This window comes from Posidoniimonas corsicana (assembly GCF_007859765.1).
Lineage (GTDB): Bacteria > Planctomycetota > Planctomycetia > Pirellulales > Lacipirellulaceae > Posidoniimonas > Posidoniimonas corsicana.
The window spans coordinates 3,924,738-3,940,024 of record NZ_SIHJ01000001.1; the positions used below are offsets into that span (position 1 = coordinate 3,924,738).

Sequence of the window (15,287 nt, forward strand, 5' to 3'; positions counted from 1 at the left end):
CCCTAAACTGCCGCCGCCGGTTCGCCGATTATTTCGGTCCCCACGCCCGTGTTCGTGTAGACCTCCAGCAGCAGCGAGTGCCGCAGGCGGCCGTCGATGATGTGGATCTTGCGGACGCCCTTCTCCAGGGTGGCCAGGCAGGCCTCGACCTTGGGGATCATGCCGCTGGCGATCACGCCGCTGGAGATCAGCTCGCGGGCCTTCTGGGCGTTGAGCGTGTGGATCAGCGAGTCGGGGTCGTCCTTGTCCTGGCGGACGCCGTTCACGTCGCTCAGGAAGACCAGCTTCTCGGCGCCCACCGCCTGGGCGACCGCCATGGCGGCCGTGTCGGCGTTGACGTTGTACTTGTTCCCGGCTTCGTCGACGCACATCGATGGGATCACCGGCACCTGGCCGGCGTAGCACAGGTTGTCGATGATGTCGCGGTCGACGCGGGTCACCTGGCCGACGTGGCCCAGGTCGACCGGCTGCCCGTCCTCGCCGTCGAGCGTGATCCGCTCGCCGAACAGCACGTTGTTGTCCGACTCGCCGACAAAGTTGAGCGGCATCGCGCGGCCGCCGAAGGCCTCGATCTGCTCGGCGATCGACTCGTTGATCTGGCCCGCCAACACCTTCTCGACGATGGCCAGCGTGGCGTCGTCCGTGTAGCGGCGGCCCTGCACAAAGTTGGGCTCGATGCCCGCCTCGGCCATGGCGCGGCTGATCGCGGCGCCGCCGCCGTGCACGACGATCGGCCGCATGCCGACCGTTTCCATGAACACGATGTCCACCAGCAGGTGCCGCAGCGCGTCCTCGTCCTCCATGACGCTGCCGCCGAGCTTGATCACGGTGACCTTGTCGCGGAACTCGCGGATCCAGCCCATCGCCTCGATCAGGGTGTCGGCCTTTTCGATCGCTGCTTGCATGGGTCGCTCGGGCGGAAAGTCTGCGAGGGGGTCGTGGCGCCTGGGATCGGGAGAATCCCGCAATATAAGGCCCCCGGGGACCCAGGTCTAGCAGCGGCGCCCACGCCGGCGGGCGCCGCGGCCGCCGGTGTCGCGGGCCGGCGGGCGGCGATATACTACCGCCAGAGCGGCCCCGCCGGGCCGCGGAACCTCTATCAACCGCCCTGCCCTGCTATGCCGACCAAGACCGAACTGTACAACGAAGCCGACAAGCTCAAGGACGCCGGGGACCTGGACGGCGCGGCGGCCAAGCTGCAGGAGATCCTGGCCGACGACGCCGATTACGCCCTGGCGCACTCCGCCCTGGCGGTCGTGCTGCAGCGGTCCGGCAAGCACGCCGAGGCGATCGAGCACGCCAAGAAGGTCTGCGAGCTGGAGCCGAGCGACCCCTTCAGCTTCACCGCCCTGTCGGTCACCTACCAGCGGGCCTACGCCGGCACCGACGAGATGAGCTACATCCCGCTGGCGGAAGAGGCCATGGAACGCAGCCGCCAGCTGCAGATGGGCCACTGATCGCAGTGCGCCAGCGGGTGCCCTGCCCGTAAAACCGGCCCCGTGGGTCCTCTTGCGGCCTGTAGTAATGGCGCCGGTTTTGACGATAATGGACGTCAGGCATTCTCAGCCAGCCGCCCGCAGCCGCGGAAGCCGCGACGTGGTTAGCTAGGATTGAACGAGGGCCCGCGCGTTGGCGGCCCTGGATTCCGTGTGTGTTTCTACGAGAGGATGGGAAGCAAAATGATGATCCGAACTCGCATGCTGACCCTCGCCGCTGTCGGACTGATGGGCGTCGCGGCGAGCACCCACGCTCAGCCCACGCCCGCCGAGGAGCAGGCGCTGCCCGCCGCCCCCACGGCCGAGGCGCCGAGCATCGTCGAATACGCCGAGCCGGCCGCGCCCGCCATCGAGTGCTGCCCGATCGGGGTGGTCCGCGAGGTGGCGACCCTGTCGGCCAAGAAGAAGTACCGCTGCTACGGCGCGCCGATCAAGCAGGTGCTGTGCGTCGACAACCCGGCCGACTGCTACTGCAAGCACTTCGCGGTGCCGGTGTGCGTGCCGAGCTGCTGCACCGGCGAGCCGGTCTGCTGCGACTCCCGCTCCGGCCTGCTGGGCCGCGGCTACGTCACCTACCGCTGGCCCTGCGGCTTCGAGGCGACCATCGCCTTCCGCGTCCACGGCGGCGTGATCATCACGTACCGCTGAGCGGCGGCACTACGGCTTGGAAACAGAAAGCCCCGGGGGACCGCCTCCGGGGCTTTTTTATGCGCGGCGCCGCGGCGCCTCGTTCACTTACTCGGCCTGCTTGCCGACCATCGAGTCGAGCATGGTGCCGATCAGGGCGGTGGTCTCGGCGGACTGGGCGCCGCCCTCACCGCCGACCACCATCACCCGCGGCGTCACGGTGATGTTGTTCTCGCCGACCACCTTCAGCACCTCGACCAGGGCCGCGTTGCCCTTGCCGATCTGCTCGGCAATCAGCTGGTAGGCGTTGGCCTGGGCCTCGGCCTTGATGCGCACCGCCTCGGCGTCGGCGCCGGCCTCGATGATCTTCCGCTCCTTCTCCTGCTCGGAGATCTGCACGCCGTACTTGGCGGTCGCCAGGCGTTTCTCTTCCTCGGCCTCCTGCTCGGTGCGGGTCAGCTCCTTCTGCTGCTCGGCGGCGCGCTGCTGCTCCTGGATGGTCTCCTGCTCCTGGATCGCGATCTCGCGTTTGGTCTGGGTCTCGAGGAGCGGGCCGAGGGTCTTCTCGTCGCCCACGTCGCCGATCCGCACCGCGGTGACCGTGGCGCCAATCTTGGTCATCTCGTCCTGCAGCATCTTCAGCGACTGGCTCTCCTGCTGAGAGCGCTGCTGCACGTAGTCCAGCGCCTTCACCCCCTCGGCGTTGTTGCGGAAAATGGCCCGCACGGCCGAGTTCATCACGCTCCGCAGCCCGTCTTTGTCGTCGCCGACGGTGGCGACCAGGAGCGGCGCGCTGTCGGGCTCAATCTCGTACTCCACCCTCACGTCCACGGGGAAGGTGAAGCCGTCCGACGTGCGGACGATGATCTCGCTCTCCTCGTGGATCCCCGAGCCGGCCACGGTGGCGTCGGTGTACCGGACCACCTGCTTGCGGGTGGAGATCTCCGTGACCTCGAACGCGTCGGTGTTCAGGTAGTACTGCCCCGGCTTGAGCGGCTCGCGCCAGATGCCGCGCTGGCCCTTCGACACCAGCCGCGCCAGGCGGCCGGTCTGCCGGTTGCCCTCGTCGTCGGTCGGCGGCGCCGGCCGGTCGCCGACGTTGGACTTCACCACGCCCACGGTCGCTTTGGCGATGGTGGTGATGTCCGCCTGGACAACTTCAAACAGCTTGGTGTTGACTCGGTAGGAGGCCGGCCGCAGCACGGTGGTCTGCGGGCCCTTGTAGCCATCGCCGGTGGTGAGGAAGTACTCGGCGTCGGTCATGCGGCCCTCGACCTCCTCGGCCCACTCGGGCGCGTAGGTGGTGTCGGGCGGCAGGGGGCGGCCGTCACGGGCGTTGATGATGCCGACCTTGCCGGCCGGGATCTGCACCAGGCCCTCTTCTTCGATGTCGTACACGCCGGGCCAGTACCACAGGTGCCAGCCGGGCGGCAGCACCTCGGCCTGGGGGCCCATCTCGCCGTTGGTGGCGATGATCTTGCCGGGCGGTAGGGCCGCGACGCCGAACCGCTTGGTCACCATGCCGGCCGCGTCCTCCGGCACGTACCGGAACGACGCCAGCGTGAAGCCAATGGCCAGGGCCACCAGCGCCAGCCCGAACGCGCCGAACCGCAGGTCGGCCCGGGGCGCCTTCACGCCGCCCACCACCAGCATAATGGCCAGGGCGATACCGCCGATGAGGAAGATTGCCGACATGCCGAGTCTCGCCTTTCGCTAGTTGGTGTGCTGACCGCCGCCCTGGTGAACCAGGAAGGCCCCGCGTGGGTCGCTTGCTAAGGGTACGTCCCACTGAGCGGTTCCCGGCCGGCTTATTCGCCGCCCGGCCGCCGATCTTGCCCCGCCGCGGTCGTTTGACAGCCCCGCCGGGGCGGGGTAGCCTTTGACAAACGCCATCCAACCTCTGGAACCGGAACAGCCGTGCCCCCCGCCGCCCCACAGCCGACGATTGTCGGGATTATTGTGATTACCCAGGAGCAGCGGCCTTAGGGCGGTTTGGCGGATAACGTTACAATCCACAGCCCCAAGGCCGAAAACGGTCTTGGGGTTTTTTTATTGGCTTTCGGCTGTCGGCTATTGGCTGTCGGCCTTACCGAAGCCAGCCATCAGCCGACAGCCAACAGCCGATAGCTATGCAACGCATCGAAATCTACGACACCACCCTCCGCGACGGCGCCCAGGGCGAGGGCGTGAACTTCTCGCTGGACGACAAGGTGCTCATCGCCCGGCGGCTGGACGAGGTGGGGGTCGACTTCATCGAGGGGGGCTACCCGCTCTCCAACCCCAAGGACGCCGAGTTCTTCCAGCGCATCGCGGCCGAGCCGCTCGCCAACAGCCAGGTGTGCGCGTTCGGCATGACCCGCCGCCGCGGCATGACGCCGGCCGAGGACCCGGGCATGAAGTCGCTGATGGACTCCCAGGCGCCGGTGATCACCATCGTCGGCAAGACCAGCGCGTTCCACGTCGAGGAGGTGCTGCGGGTCAGCGAGCAGGAGAACATCGACATGATCGCCGAGACCATCGCCTACTTCGTGGGCGAGGGCCGTCGGGTGATCTACGACGCCGAGCACTGCTTCGACGGGCTGAAGCTCAACGAGGAGTACGGCCTCAAGACGCTCAAGGCCGCCGCCGACGCCGGCGCGATGCGGATCGTCATGTGCGACACCAACGGCGGCACGATGCCCGAGGAGATCGCCCGCTATGTGAATCTGGTGGCCGGGGCGGTCGACAAGCCGGTCGGCATCCACACGCACAACGACTGCGAGCTGGCGGTGGCCAACAGCCTGGCCGGCGTCGACGCCGGCGCCACGCACGTGCAGGGCACCATCAACGGCTTCGGCGAGCGGTGCGGCAACGCCGACCTGATCAGTGTGATGGCCAACCTGGCGCTCAAGAAGCAGGGCTACGAAGTCTTGGGGGGCGCCCAAACGGACCACCTGACCGAGTTGTCGCGCTACGTGTACGAGATCGCCAACATGGGCTACCGCACCAGCCAGCCGTTCGTGGGCGCCAGCGCGTTCGCCCACAAGGGCGGCATGCACGTGCACGCCGTGAACCGCGTGGCGCACAGCTACGAGCACATCCCGCCGGAGAGCGTCGGCAACGAGCGGCGGGTGCTGGTGAGCGAGCTGTCGGGCCGCTCCAACATCCTGGCAATGGCGACCAAGCTCAACCTGCAGGAGGACAAGGAGCTGATGGACCGCATCCTGCGGGAGGTGGTCGAGCTGGAGAACCAGGGCTACCAGTTCGAGGCGGCCGAGGCGTCGTTCGCGCTGCTGGTGCAGCGGATCGCCGGCACGTTCGCGCCGCACTTCGAGCTGGTGAAGTACCACGCGTCGACCGAGAGCCGCGGCGGCTCGCCACTCACCGAGGCGACCGTCAAGCTGCTGGTCGACGACGAGGTACAGCACCGCGTGGCCGAGGGCGACGGCCCCATCAACGCGCTGGACGGCGCGCTCCGCAAGGCGCTAAAGGGTCGCTTCCCGGCGCTCCAGCAGATGCAGCTGGTCGACTACAAGGTCCGCGTGATCAACAGCGAGGCCGCCACCGCGGCCAGTGTCCGCGTGATCATCGAGTCCCGCGACGCCGACGGCGAAACCTGGGGCACCGTGGGCGTGAACGAGAACATCATCCAAGCCAGCTGGGACGCCCTGGTCGACAGCTTCGAGTACAAGCTGGCCAAGGAAAGCCGGGCGGCTGGCGGCTAGTCGAAGCCGTTAGGTATGGAACCACAAAGGGCACAAAGGACACCAAGACGAGGCTCTTCGCGGCCCCACTTGGTGTCCTTCGTGGTGAAAACGCCCCCGGCACCCGCGCAACCACAAAGTCACAAGGCACTGATTCACAGAGTAGTACGCCTGCTGCTTTGTGCCTTCGTGCCTTCGTGCCTTTGTGGTTAGTCCCTTCCCCGCCAGCCGGACAGTCGCGCCCCGGCGAACCAATGTGATCTCCGTGCCCTCTGTGGTGAAAGCCGGCCGCTTGGCGGCGCCCTCGCCCAGGCCCGGGCAATCCTGGTATCCTGTCCGTTTTCCTGAGCCCGTCATCTCGCCCGTAATCTGCGTCCCATGCCAGCCTTCGACCCCGCCAGCCTCCCCGCCCAGTACGATCACCAGGCCGCCCAGGACAAGTGGTACGCCTACTGGGACGACAAGCAGTACTTCCACGCGGACCCGGCCAGCGACAAGCCGCCGTTCTCGGTGGTGATCCCGCCGCCCAACGTGACCGGCGCTCTGCACCTGGGGCACGCGCTCAACAACACGCTGCAGGACATCCTCTGCCGCATGCGCCGCATGCAGGGCTACGAGGTGCTGTGGATGCCCGGCACCGACCACGCCGGCATCGCCACCCAGGCGGTGGTCGAGCGGCGGCTGCTGCAGGAGGAGGGCAAGAGCCGGCACGACCTGGGCCGCGAGGGGCTCATCGACCGCATCTGGCAGTGGAAGGAGCAGTACGAGAAGCGGATCACCGGCCAGCTCAAGCAGCTCGGCGCCAGCTGCGACTGGGCCCGGCAGTGCTTCACGCTCGACAAGAAACGAGGGCGGGCCGTCAGAGAGACATTTATAAGGCTTTTTTCAGACCCTAATGGGCGCAAGATCTACCGCGGCAAGCGGCTGGTGAACTGGGACACGTTCCTGCAGACCGCCGTCAGCGACGACGAGGTGTTCCACGAGGAGGTCAAGGGCCACTTCTGGCACTTCAAGTATCCGGTGAAGCCTGAGGATCGGAAGCCGGGCGAACCAGAGTTCGTCACGATCGCCACCACGCGGCCGGAGACCATGCTCGGCGACACCGCCGTGGCTGTGCACCCGGACCCGGCCATGCAGCTCGACAAGGTCGAGGCCGAGTTGAAGGAGAAGCTGGCCGCGGCGCCCGCCAAGGAGAAGCCGCCGATCGAAGCTCAGCTTGAGGCCCTCGCCGAGCGGCGCGAGTCGAAGCTGCCGCAGCTCGAGCAGCTCCGCGACATGGCCGCCCGCGGCGTGATGCTCAAGCTGCCGCTGACCGGTCGCCAGATTCCGCTGATCGCTGACGAGTGGGCCAAGCCCGAGCTCGGCTCTGGCTGCGTGAAGATCACCCCCGCGCACGACGCCAACGACTACGAGGTGTGGCAGCGCAGTATTTCTGGGGAGGGGCAGTCGATCGGCGCGATCAACATCATGACCACCGAAGGCAAGCTGAACGACAGCGTGCCCCAGAAGTACCGCGGCCTGACGATGAAGGACGCGCGGAAGGCGGTGGTCGAGGACCTCACCGAGCTCGGCCTGCACGACCCGGAGACCGACCGCGAGGACCGCGTCATCGACCTCGCCCACAGCGACCGCAGCAAGACGCCGATCGAACCGTACCTGGCCGATCAATGGTTTGTAGAGATGGGAAGCCTTGCACAATCTGCGATTGACGCGCTAGATCAAGATTGCGAACCCGAGGACAAGCTACACTTCCGAATCAGTCCGTCCCGTTATGCCAAAGGGTATGTCGACTGGCTCGCCGAGAAGAGAGATTGGCCGGTTGGTCGACAATTGTGGTGGGGACACCGGATCCCAATCTGGTCAGTGACAAAGGAACGGTACGAAGAACGCGGGTTGCCATGGAAGGGCATTGAGCAAGTCCTAGACTTACTTTCAAAACATCACAATGACGTTCAGATGTCTTGGGACTACCAGGGAGATCGCGTCTTAGTATGTGCATCGGATGATCCAACGTCCCCTAACGCTCGCATACTAACTAGCGCGCTGGAAAATGAGTTTGGTTTCGCAAGAGAGGAGGAAGTCCTCGACACCTGGTTCTCCAGCGCCCTGTGGCCTTACTCCACCATGGGCTGGCCCGAGGAGACCGACCTCCTCAAAAAGTTCTACCCGACCAGCGTGCTGATCACCTCGCGGGACATCCTCACGCTGTGGGTGGCGCGGATGGTGTTGACGGGCCTATACAACGTCGGCGAGATCCCATTCCACCAGGTGTTTATCCACCCGAAGATCCTCGATGGCTTCGGCGAGACGATGTCCAAGTCGAAGGGCAACGGCGTCGACCCGCTGGACGTGATCGACAAGTTCGGCGCCGACGCGCTGCGGTTCGGCATCGCGTACCTCACCACCGAGACGCAGGACGTCCGCATGCCGGTGGAGTTTGTCTGCCCGCACTGCGACGCCACGATCAAGCAGACCAAGAAGAACCGCGTGCAGCCGCGGGTGAAGTGCGACAAGTGCGGCGGGGAGTTCCGCACGCAGTGGGCCGAGAAGGAAGAGGACCTGGCGCTCGAGCGCGGCGCTGTGACCAGTGAGAAGTTCGAGCTCGGCCGCAACTTCTGCAACAAGCTGTGGAACGCGTCGCGCTTCGCGCTCACCAACCTCCAAGGCTACGAGCCGGGAGCTTCAGCTCCCGGAGAGCTCAAGATCGAGGACCGCTGGCTCCTCAGCCGCCTGGCCACGGTCACCCAGAAGGTTACCGAAGCCCTGGACGAGTTCCGCTACGCCGACGCCGCCCGCGAGCTGTACGACTTCGCCTGGAACGAGTTCTGCAGCTTCTACGTCGAGATGACCAAGGCCCGTTTCGCCAAAGAGGGCCCGGACAAGCAGGTGGCTCAGCGGGTGCTGGCCCACGCGCTCGACCGGCTGCTGCGGCTGCTGCACCCGATGACGCCGTTCCTGACCGAAGAGGTCTGGCAACTGCTCGGTCGGTTGGCGCCCGAGCGGGGCCTGCCGACGCCGGCCACGGCGGAGGAGTCGGTCTGCATCGCGGCGTGGCCCGAGGCGAACACGGCCGACGTCGACGCGACCATCGAGGAGCAGTTCGCCAAGTTCCAGGCGGTGCTGGGCGCGGTGCGCGAGGTGCGGCAGGGGCAGAACGTGCCGTTCAAGGAGGAGCTGGAGTTCGTGGTCCGCTGCGACGAGGCTTCGGCCGCGTTGATCGAGCCGATGCAGCCCTACTTCGCCAAGATGGCCAACGCCCGACTGACCGCGATCGGCCCCGACCCGGCCGAGCCCGACATGCCCGCCAGCAAGACCGCCGCCGGCATGGAGGTGCTGGTCGACGTGAGCCGGTTCATCGATGTCGAAGCCGAGAAGACGCGGCTGACGAAGGAGCGGGACAACCTGGCCAAGTTCACCAAGAGCCTGGAAGGGAAACTCAAGAACGAGAAGTTCGTGAGCAACGCGCCGGCCGAGGTGGTCGAGCAGGAACGCACCAAGCTGGCCGACGCGCAGGCGCAGCTCGAAGTGGTCGAGAAGGCGCTGAAGAAGCTCGGCTAGGCGCAGGGTTGCGGTCGCCAATTCGTAGCACGGCGGTCCCCGCCGTATCCCTGACGGCATGACCGTCGGGGCGGATCAGCGGTAAGCGTGTTCGGTGGGCAGCGTGCAACCAAGTTCTCACGGTGGAGGACCACCGTGCTACTATTGGCGACCGTCTATTAGCTTGTTCCTGCTACTTTGTTGTAGAAACCGGCCACCCTGCGCGGTCGAATGGGGTACTGATCCGCGGTCCGCGCTGCGACAGAGCCGCAGTGGGCGGTCACTATCACAAGCTGCCTTCGAGTGAGCTACTTTTGTCCCTATGGGCGACACCCCGTGGACAAAAGTCGCCGCTCGCCCAGCAGGAGAAAACTCGCAAACACTGCTATACCAGAGTGAAACGAGGTTCGGGGCCGGCGATGGGGTCCGACTTTTGTCCCTAAGATTGCGTAGCGCCAAAAGGGACAAAAGTCTGGGCGAGGGGGCCGAGCGCCGCGACGCTTCCGTCCCAACCACCAACCACCAACCACTAGCCACCAACTAGATGTGCGCCAGCTTGTTGAGCCCGTTGTAGGCCGCGACCTTGTAGCATTCGGCCAGCGTGGGGAAGTTGAACACGTTGTCGACGAAGAACTCGGCGGTGCCGTCTAGCGCCATCACGGCCTGGCCGATGTGGACCAGCTCGGTGGCGCCGGTGCCGATGATGTGCACGCCGAGCAGCTTGTGGCTGTCCTGGTGGATCAGCATCTTGAGCATGCCCTGGTCGTCGCCGAGCAGCTGGCAGCGGGCGATCTCGCGGTACTGGGCGATGCCGGCCTCGTAGGGGATGCCGTCGCGGGTGAGCTCTTCCTCGGTGCGGCCGACCATGGAGATTTCCGGCACCGCGTAGATGCCGAAGGGGAACAGCTCGGTGTTGTAGTTGCGCACGTCGCACACGCCGAACGCGTGGCAGATGGCGCGGCGGCCCTGCTCCATGCTGGTGGACGCCAGCGCGGGGAAGCCGATGACGTCGCCCGCGGCGTACACGTGCTCGGCGCTGGTCTGGTAGTGCTCGTTGACGTGCAGGCGTTCGCGGTCGTCGTACTCGACGCCGACCTGATCCAGGCCGAGCGCGCCGCACACGCCCTGCCGGCCGACGGAGTAGAGCAGCGCCTCGGCGCGGAGGGTCTTGCCGCTCTCGAGTTGGGCCTCGACGAGCCGCTGCTTCTTGCCGGAGACCGTGGAGTCGACCTCCTGGATGCTCTCGACCTTCTCGCCGAGCCGCAGGGTGATGCCCTTCTGCCGCATGAAGTACTGGCAGGCGCCGGTGATCTCGTGGTCGAGGAAGCCGAGCACGTCGCTGCGGCCCTCGACCAGCGTGATCCGCACGCCGAGGGTGGCGAGGATCGTGGCGTACTCGCTGCCGATCACGCCGCCGCCCACCACGATCATGGTCTTGGGGATGCGGTCGAGCTTGAGCAGCTCGTCGGAGGTGACGATCGAGTGGCCGTTGAACGGGATGTGGGGCGGCTTGGCCGGGCGGGTGCCGACCGCCACCAGGAACTTCTCGCCCTCGAACTGCTGCAGCCCTTCGGGGCCGTCGACCTCGACGTGGTTGGGGCCGGTGAACTTCGCCTTGCCCCAGATGAGGTCGACGCCGTTGCGGTCGAACTGGCTGCGGATGATGTCCCACTCGCGGCGCATCACCTGCTGGGACAGGCTCGCGAGGTCGGACATCGCGATGTCCTGCTTGATGCGGTACGACTGGCCGAACATCCCCTTGCGATTGGCGCCGGTCAGGTGCAGCACGGCCTCGCGGAGGGCCTTGCTGGGGATGGTGCCGGTGTTGACCTGGGCTCCGCCCAGCACGGCGTTCTTCTCGACGATCGCGACGCTCTTGCCGAGCTTGGCGGCCTGGATCGCGGCCTTCTGGCCGGCGGGGCCGGTGCCGATAACGATGCAGTCGTACTTCTTCATGGCGGGGGCTCGGGGGGAGGCGGTCGTGAGCAACCGACAGCGTACCAGCCCGGGGGCCAGCGACAAGGGTGATCGGGCGTCGGCGCTAGACCCAGCGCAGGGCAAACTGGCACCAGAACGCGGCCACCGGCGGCCCCACCAAGCCCGTCAGCAGGCCGGCCAGCAGCAGGTCGCGGGCGGTGAGCCGCTTGGCGCCGTACACGATGGCGTTGGGCGGGGTGCTGATGGCCAGGCACATGGCGAGCGACGCGCACAGCGCGATCGGCACGACCAGGCGGCCGTCGATCGAGGTGGTGGCGGCCAGCGCCAGCGGCAGCACGATGTTGGCCGTGGCCGTGTTGCTCATCAGGTTCGAGAGGACCACGGTCAGGAACCCGAACCCCAACACCATGGCCATCGGCGACAATCCTTCCAGCGGCAGCTGGGCGACCAGCCAGTCGGCCAGCCCGGTCTCGGCGATCGCGACGCCCAGCGAGAGCCCGCCGGCGATCATCAGCAGGATGTCCCACGACAGGGTGCGCAGGTCGTCGCCCAGCAGCACGCCCGTGGAGGTCAGCACGCAGATTGGGATGAACGAAACGACCGTTGTCGGGATGCCGTGCCACGGGCTGGTGATCCACATCCCGATGGTCGCCACGAACGTGCCGACCACGATCACCTGGCGGAGCGGCGGCACCACGGGCGGCTTGCCCCCGCCGAACGACAGGTTCTCAACCGGCTTGAACGCTGCCCCGCCGAGGTACGCCGCCGTGAGGTACCCCCAAGACAGCACGAGGATCAACGCGGCGGGCGGCACGGCCAGGATCATCCACTGGGCGAAGTCGACGCCGTGCTCCGGCGGCATGGCGCCGGAGCCGACCGCCTCGCTCAGCACGCCCGCCGCGATTGCGTTAGGCGGCGTGCCGATCACCGTGCCCATGCCGCCGACGTTCGCGCCGAACGCGATCGCCAGCAGTAGGGCTTTGACGAATCGGTCGTCCACGGGACGCGACACAATGAGAGGTCCAAAGACCGCGACCATCAGCGTGGCCGTGGCGGTGTTGGACATGAACATCGAGAGCACCGCCGTGATGCTCATCACGCCGACCAGCAGCATGGCGGGCTTGTCGCCGAAGAACCCGACCGCCCGAAGCGCGAGCCAGCGGTCCAGCCCGGTCTTCTCGGCCGCCGCGGCCAGGCAGAAGCCGCCAAAGAACAACCAGATCAGCGAGCTGCCCCACGGCTCGATGAACATCTCCCAGTCCTTGGGGCCGGTGGCGAACACCCCGCCCGGGCGGCCGAGGATGGCGATCTCCAGCCCGATGGCCAGCAGGCTCACGGCGACCGCCGGGATCGCCTCGGTGACCCACAGCCCGGCCGACAGCACCAGGATGAACAATGCCCAGCGGCCGCCGTCGGTGAGGCCCTCGTGCTCGGGCCACACCGCCGCGGCCCAAGCAACCAGAGCGCAGGCGGCCATAGTGGTGATAGTCCACAGGTGCGAGGTCTCGAACAGCCCTAGGATCCGCCGGGCCTGGCGTCGTGTTTGTGGCATCATAATCGCCCATGCTAGCACTACACGATCTTGCCGCTAAGGAGGAAAGTCGCCTAACATCCGAGCCGCTCGGAAGTAGGCGCCGACGCACGAGATAGAGGAGTTCCGTGTCCCCAACCCCACAAACCGAAGCGCCGTCGCCGCTGTCGCTTCAGCGTCTGACCGCGGCGTTCGCGCAGATGCTCGGCGGCGCCTCCGATGCGCCGGACGAGGCGCCCGCGCCGCCGCCCAGCGCGGTCAGCCCGAAGGGCATCATCGAGGCGATCCTGTTTGTCGGCGCGGAGAACGGCCGGCCGCGCACCGCCGAGGAACTCGCGTCCGAGATGCGCGACGTCACGCCCGAGGAGGTCCGCACGGCGGTCGCCGAGCTGAACAACGAGTACCAGCGTGACGCCGCGCCGTACGAGATCGCCGACCGCGCGGAGGGCTTCCGCCTGCAACTGCGCGAGGACCTGCAGCGTGTGCGGGACAAGTTCTACGGGCGGGTGAAGGAGGTCCGGCTCTCGCCCAAGGCGCTGGAGGTGCTGTCGGTGGTGGCGTACCGACAGCCAACCACCGCCGCCGCGGTGGACAAACTGCGGGGCGTGTCGAGCGGGCCGCTGTTGTCGCAACTTGTGCGTCGGGGCCTGCTGCGACGCGAGCTGGCCGGGGAACCGGGCGGGCAGGGTCGGTACTTCACCACCGACAGGTTCCTGCAGTTCTTCCGGCTGGACAGCCTGGAGCAGCTGCCCCGCGCCGCCGAGCTGGACGACTAGCCGCCAGCCACCCATCCACCGCAACGCGAGCACTCAAAACAACTTAGGCCGAGCCCTCCGCCCTTCGCACCCGGCGGATGCGGGTTTGGCGCCAGTGGCGGGGCTTGATGCCCGGGGCGGTTCTTGGCACAAAGGGATGACCCAGGCCGCGACTCGCGGCCCTTTTTTTCGACCCGCGAGAACGCCCCAGCCGGCCCACCGGCGCCCCAACACGACCCTTCTTCGCGCCGCACAGGGGCGCAGCGTGCCGGAGACGGCTTGCCCGCACGCCGCCGCGACCGACCGCCCCCTCGCCCGCCCGCTCTCCAGGTCATGCCCAACTTTCGCAACAGAGAATCCGTCCGCGCCTCGCTGGGCAGCCGCTCGCCGGTGCTGATGCCGTCGCTGCTGGCGTGCGACTTCGCCAACCTCCAGCAGGAAATCCGGGACATCGAGGCCACCGGCGTCCACGGGCTGCACCTGGACGTGATGGACGGGCACTTCGTGCCGAACCTGTCGTTCGGGCTGCCGGTGATCGAGGCCATCCGCGCGGTGACAGACCTGCCGCTGGACGTGCACCTGATGATCGACAACCCGGCGGAGTACGCGGCCCGCTACCGGGACGCCGGCGCCGACTGCATTACGGTCCACGCCGAGGTGCTCGACGACCCGCGGCCGCTGCTCGATGAAATCCGCGAGTCCGGCGCCATGGCCGGCCTGTCGCTGAACCCGCCCACGCCGCTCGAGACGATCCTCCCCGCCCTGCCCCACTGCGACCTGGTGCTCGTGATGAGCGTGATGCCCGGATTCGGCGGGCAGGAGTTCGACCCGGTCGCCCTCGAGAAGCTGAGCCGCCTGCGCGACGACCCAGCCTGCGACGCGTTGCTCGAGGTCGACGGCGGTGTGAACCCGTCGACCATCGCCGACTGCGTGCGGGCGGGGGCCGACCTGCTGGTCGCGGGCACGGCGGTGTTTGGAGCGGACGACTACCAGCAACGCGTTGATTCGCTCAACCAGCTGGCCCGCTCGGGCCGCGACGGCTGAGCCGCCTCCTCAGGAAACCATGAATGCTCCGCATTCTGCTAATCACCCCCGGCGCCACCGAGTACGACCAGCAGGGCCGTGTCCAGGGCAACCTTGATATCCCGCTGTCGGCGGACGGGCGCGAGCAGGTGGCGAAGGTCATCGAACAGCTCGAGGGGTTCGAGCCCGAGGCGATCTACTCCAGCCCCTGCGAGTCCTGCGAGCAGACCGCCAAGCAGGTCGGCGCCGCGCTGGACGTGCGGCCCAAGACGCTGGACAAGCTGGCAAACCTGGACCACGGGCTGTGGCAGGGGATGCTGATCGAGGACGTCAAGACGAAGCAGCCCAAGGTGTTCCGCCAGTGGCGCGAGCAGCCGGAGACTGTCTGCCCGCCGCAGGGCGAGACCGTGCTGGCGGCCAAGAACCGCGTCTCGGAGGTTCTCCGGAAGGTGCTGAAGAAGCACAAGTCGCACGACTCGGTGGTGGTGGTCGCCCCCGAACCACTCGCCAGCGTGGTCCGCCACGTGCTGCGGCACGACGAGCTGACCGACTTCTGGGGCCGGCGGCCCGGCCAGGCAGGCTGGGAGGTGCTGGAGCCGATGGTCCCCCTGAAGGATGCGTAAATCCGCCCCCAGGCGGTCGGCCCCAGGGTCCCCCCGGTGGCATGGTGGCGCCCCGCGGGGATTGGTATGATAGG

General features: G+C 67.2%; 11 protein-coding genes. 7 read left to right on the forward strand and 4 right to left on the reverse strand.

Annotated features, from left to right (window positions below):
- Positions 1-2: 2 nt before the first annotated feature.
- Complete coding sequence (gene argB, locus KOR34_RS15125) at positions 3-905, reverse strand: acetylglutamate kinase (RefSeq protein ID WP_146565392.1); 903 nt, start codon at positions 903-905, stop codon at positions 3-5.
- A 213-nt stretch (positions 906-1,118) separates the two neighbouring features.
- Between argB and KOR34_RS15130 the strand changes: the two genes are divergently transcribed.
- Positions 1,119-1,457 (forward strand): tetratricopeptide repeat protein, encoded by a 339-nt coding sequence (locus KOR34_RS15130; RefSeq protein ID WP_146565393.1) that lies wholly within the window; start codon positions 1,119-1,121, stop codon positions 1,455-1,457.
- A gap of 225 nt (positions 1,458-1,682) precedes the next feature.
- Positions 1,683-2,144: a hypothetical protein gene (locus tag KOR34_RS15135; protein ID WP_146565394.1), complete on the forward strand. Its 462-nt coding sequence runs from the start codon at positions 1,683-1,685 to the stop codon at positions 2,142-2,144.
- 87 nt (positions 2,145-2,231) lie between these two features.
- Here KOR34_RS15135 and KOR34_RS15140 read toward each other — a convergent pair whose 3' ends face one another.
- Positions 2,232-3,818 (reverse strand): SPFH domain-containing protein, encoded by a 1,587-nt coding sequence (locus KOR34_RS15140; protein ID WP_146565395.1) that lies wholly within the window; start codon positions 3,816-3,818, stop codon positions 2,232-2,234.
- Between the two features lie 434 nt (positions 3,819-4,252).
- Between KOR34_RS15140 and cimA the strand changes: the two genes are divergently transcribed.
- Both cimA and KOR34_RS15150 read left to right on the forward strand, forming a co-directional pair.
- Positions 4,253-5,827, forward strand: coding sequence for a citramalate synthase (gene cimA, locus KOR34_RS15145; protein WP_146565396.1), 1,575 nt, complete (start codon positions 4,253-4,255; stop codon positions 5,825-5,827).
- 357 nt (positions 5,828-6,184) lie between these two features.
- Positions 6,185-9,364 (forward strand): valine--tRNA ligase, encoded by a 3,180-nt coding sequence (locus tag KOR34_RS15150; RefSeq protein ID WP_146565397.1) that lies wholly within the window; start codon positions 6,185-6,187, stop codon positions 9,362-9,364.
- A 519-nt stretch (positions 9,365-9,883) separates the two neighbouring features.
- Here the strand turns inward: KOR34_RS15150 and sthA are convergent.
- Complete coding sequence (gene sthA / locus KOR34_RS15155; RefSeq protein WP_146565398.1) at positions 9,884-11,299, reverse strand: Si-specific NAD(P)(+) transhydrogenase; 1,416 nt, start codon at positions 11,297-11,299, stop codon at positions 9,884-9,886.
- A gap of 85 nt (positions 11,300-11,384) precedes the next feature.
- Complete coding sequence (locus tag KOR34_RS15160; RefSeq protein ID WP_197531432.1) at positions 11,385-12,833, reverse strand: SLC13 family permease; 1,449 nt, start codon at positions 12,831-12,833, stop codon at positions 11,385-11,387.
- 107 nt (positions 12,834-12,940) lie between these two features.
- Between KOR34_RS15160 and scpB the strand changes: the two genes are divergently transcribed.
- The 3 genes from scpB to KOR34_RS15175 all read left to right on the forward strand — a co-directional run bounded on the left by scpB (position 12,941) and on the right by KOR34_RS15175 (position 15,213).
- The gene (scpB, locus tag KOR34_RS15165) at positions 12,941-13,588 is read left to right on the forward strand and encodes an SMC-Scp complex subunit ScpB (RefSeq protein WP_146565400.1); all 648 of its coding nucleotides are present in this window, start codon (positions 12,941-12,943) and stop codon (positions 13,586-13,588) included.
- 312 nt (positions 13,589-13,900) lie between these two features.
- Complete coding sequence (rpe, locus tag KOR34_RS15170) at positions 13,901-14,611, forward strand: ribulose-phosphate 3-epimerase (RefSeq protein WP_146565401.1); 711 nt, start codon at positions 13,901-13,903, stop codon at positions 14,609-14,611.
- 23 nt (positions 14,612-14,634) lie between these two features.
- Positions 14,635-15,213: a histidine phosphatase family protein gene (locus KOR34_RS15175; protein WP_146565402.1), complete on the forward strand. Its 579-nt coding sequence runs from the start codon at positions 14,635-14,637 to the stop codon at positions 15,211-15,213.
- Positions 15,214-15,287: the final 74 nt, after the last annotated feature.

Coding starts and splice junctions, on each gene's coding strand:
- argB (WP_146565392.1), bottom strand. CDS start 905: ATGCAAGCAGCGATCGAAAAGGCCGACACCCTGATCGAGGCGATGGGC.
- KOR34_RS15160 (WP_197531432.1), bottom strand. CDS start 12,833: ATGCCACAAACACGACGCCAGGCCCGGCGGATCCTAGGGCTGTTCGAG.
- KOR34_RS15140 (WP_146565395.1), bottom strand. CDS start 3,818: ATGTCGGCAATCTTCCTCATCGGCGGTATCGCCCTGGCCATTATGCTG.
- KOR34_RS15175 (WP_146565402.1), top strand. CDS start 14,635: ATGCTCCGCATTCTGCTAATCACCCCCGGCGCCACCGAGTACGACCAG.
- KOR34_RS15135 (WP_146565394.1), top strand. CDS start 1,683: ATGATCCGAACTCGCATGCTGACCCTCGCCGCTGTCGGACTGATGGGC.
- KOR34_RS15130 (WP_146565393.1), top strand. CDS start 1,119: ATGCCGACCAAGACCGAACTGTACAACGAAGCCGACAAGCTCAAGGAC.
- sthA (WP_146565398.1), bottom strand. CDS start 11,299: ATGAAGAAGTACGACTGCATCGTTATCGGCACCGGCCCCGCCGGCCAG.
- cimA (WP_146565396.1), top strand. CDS start 4,253: ATGCAACGCATCGAAATCTACGACACCACCCTCCGCGACGGCGCCCAG.
- rpe (WP_146565401.1), top strand. CDS start 13,901: ATGCCCAACTTTCGCAACAGAGAATCCGTCCGCGCCTCGCTGGGCAGC.
- KOR34_RS15150 (WP_146565397.1), top strand. CDS start 6,185: ATGCCAGCCTTCGACCCCGCCAGCCTCCCCGCCCAGTACGATCACCAG.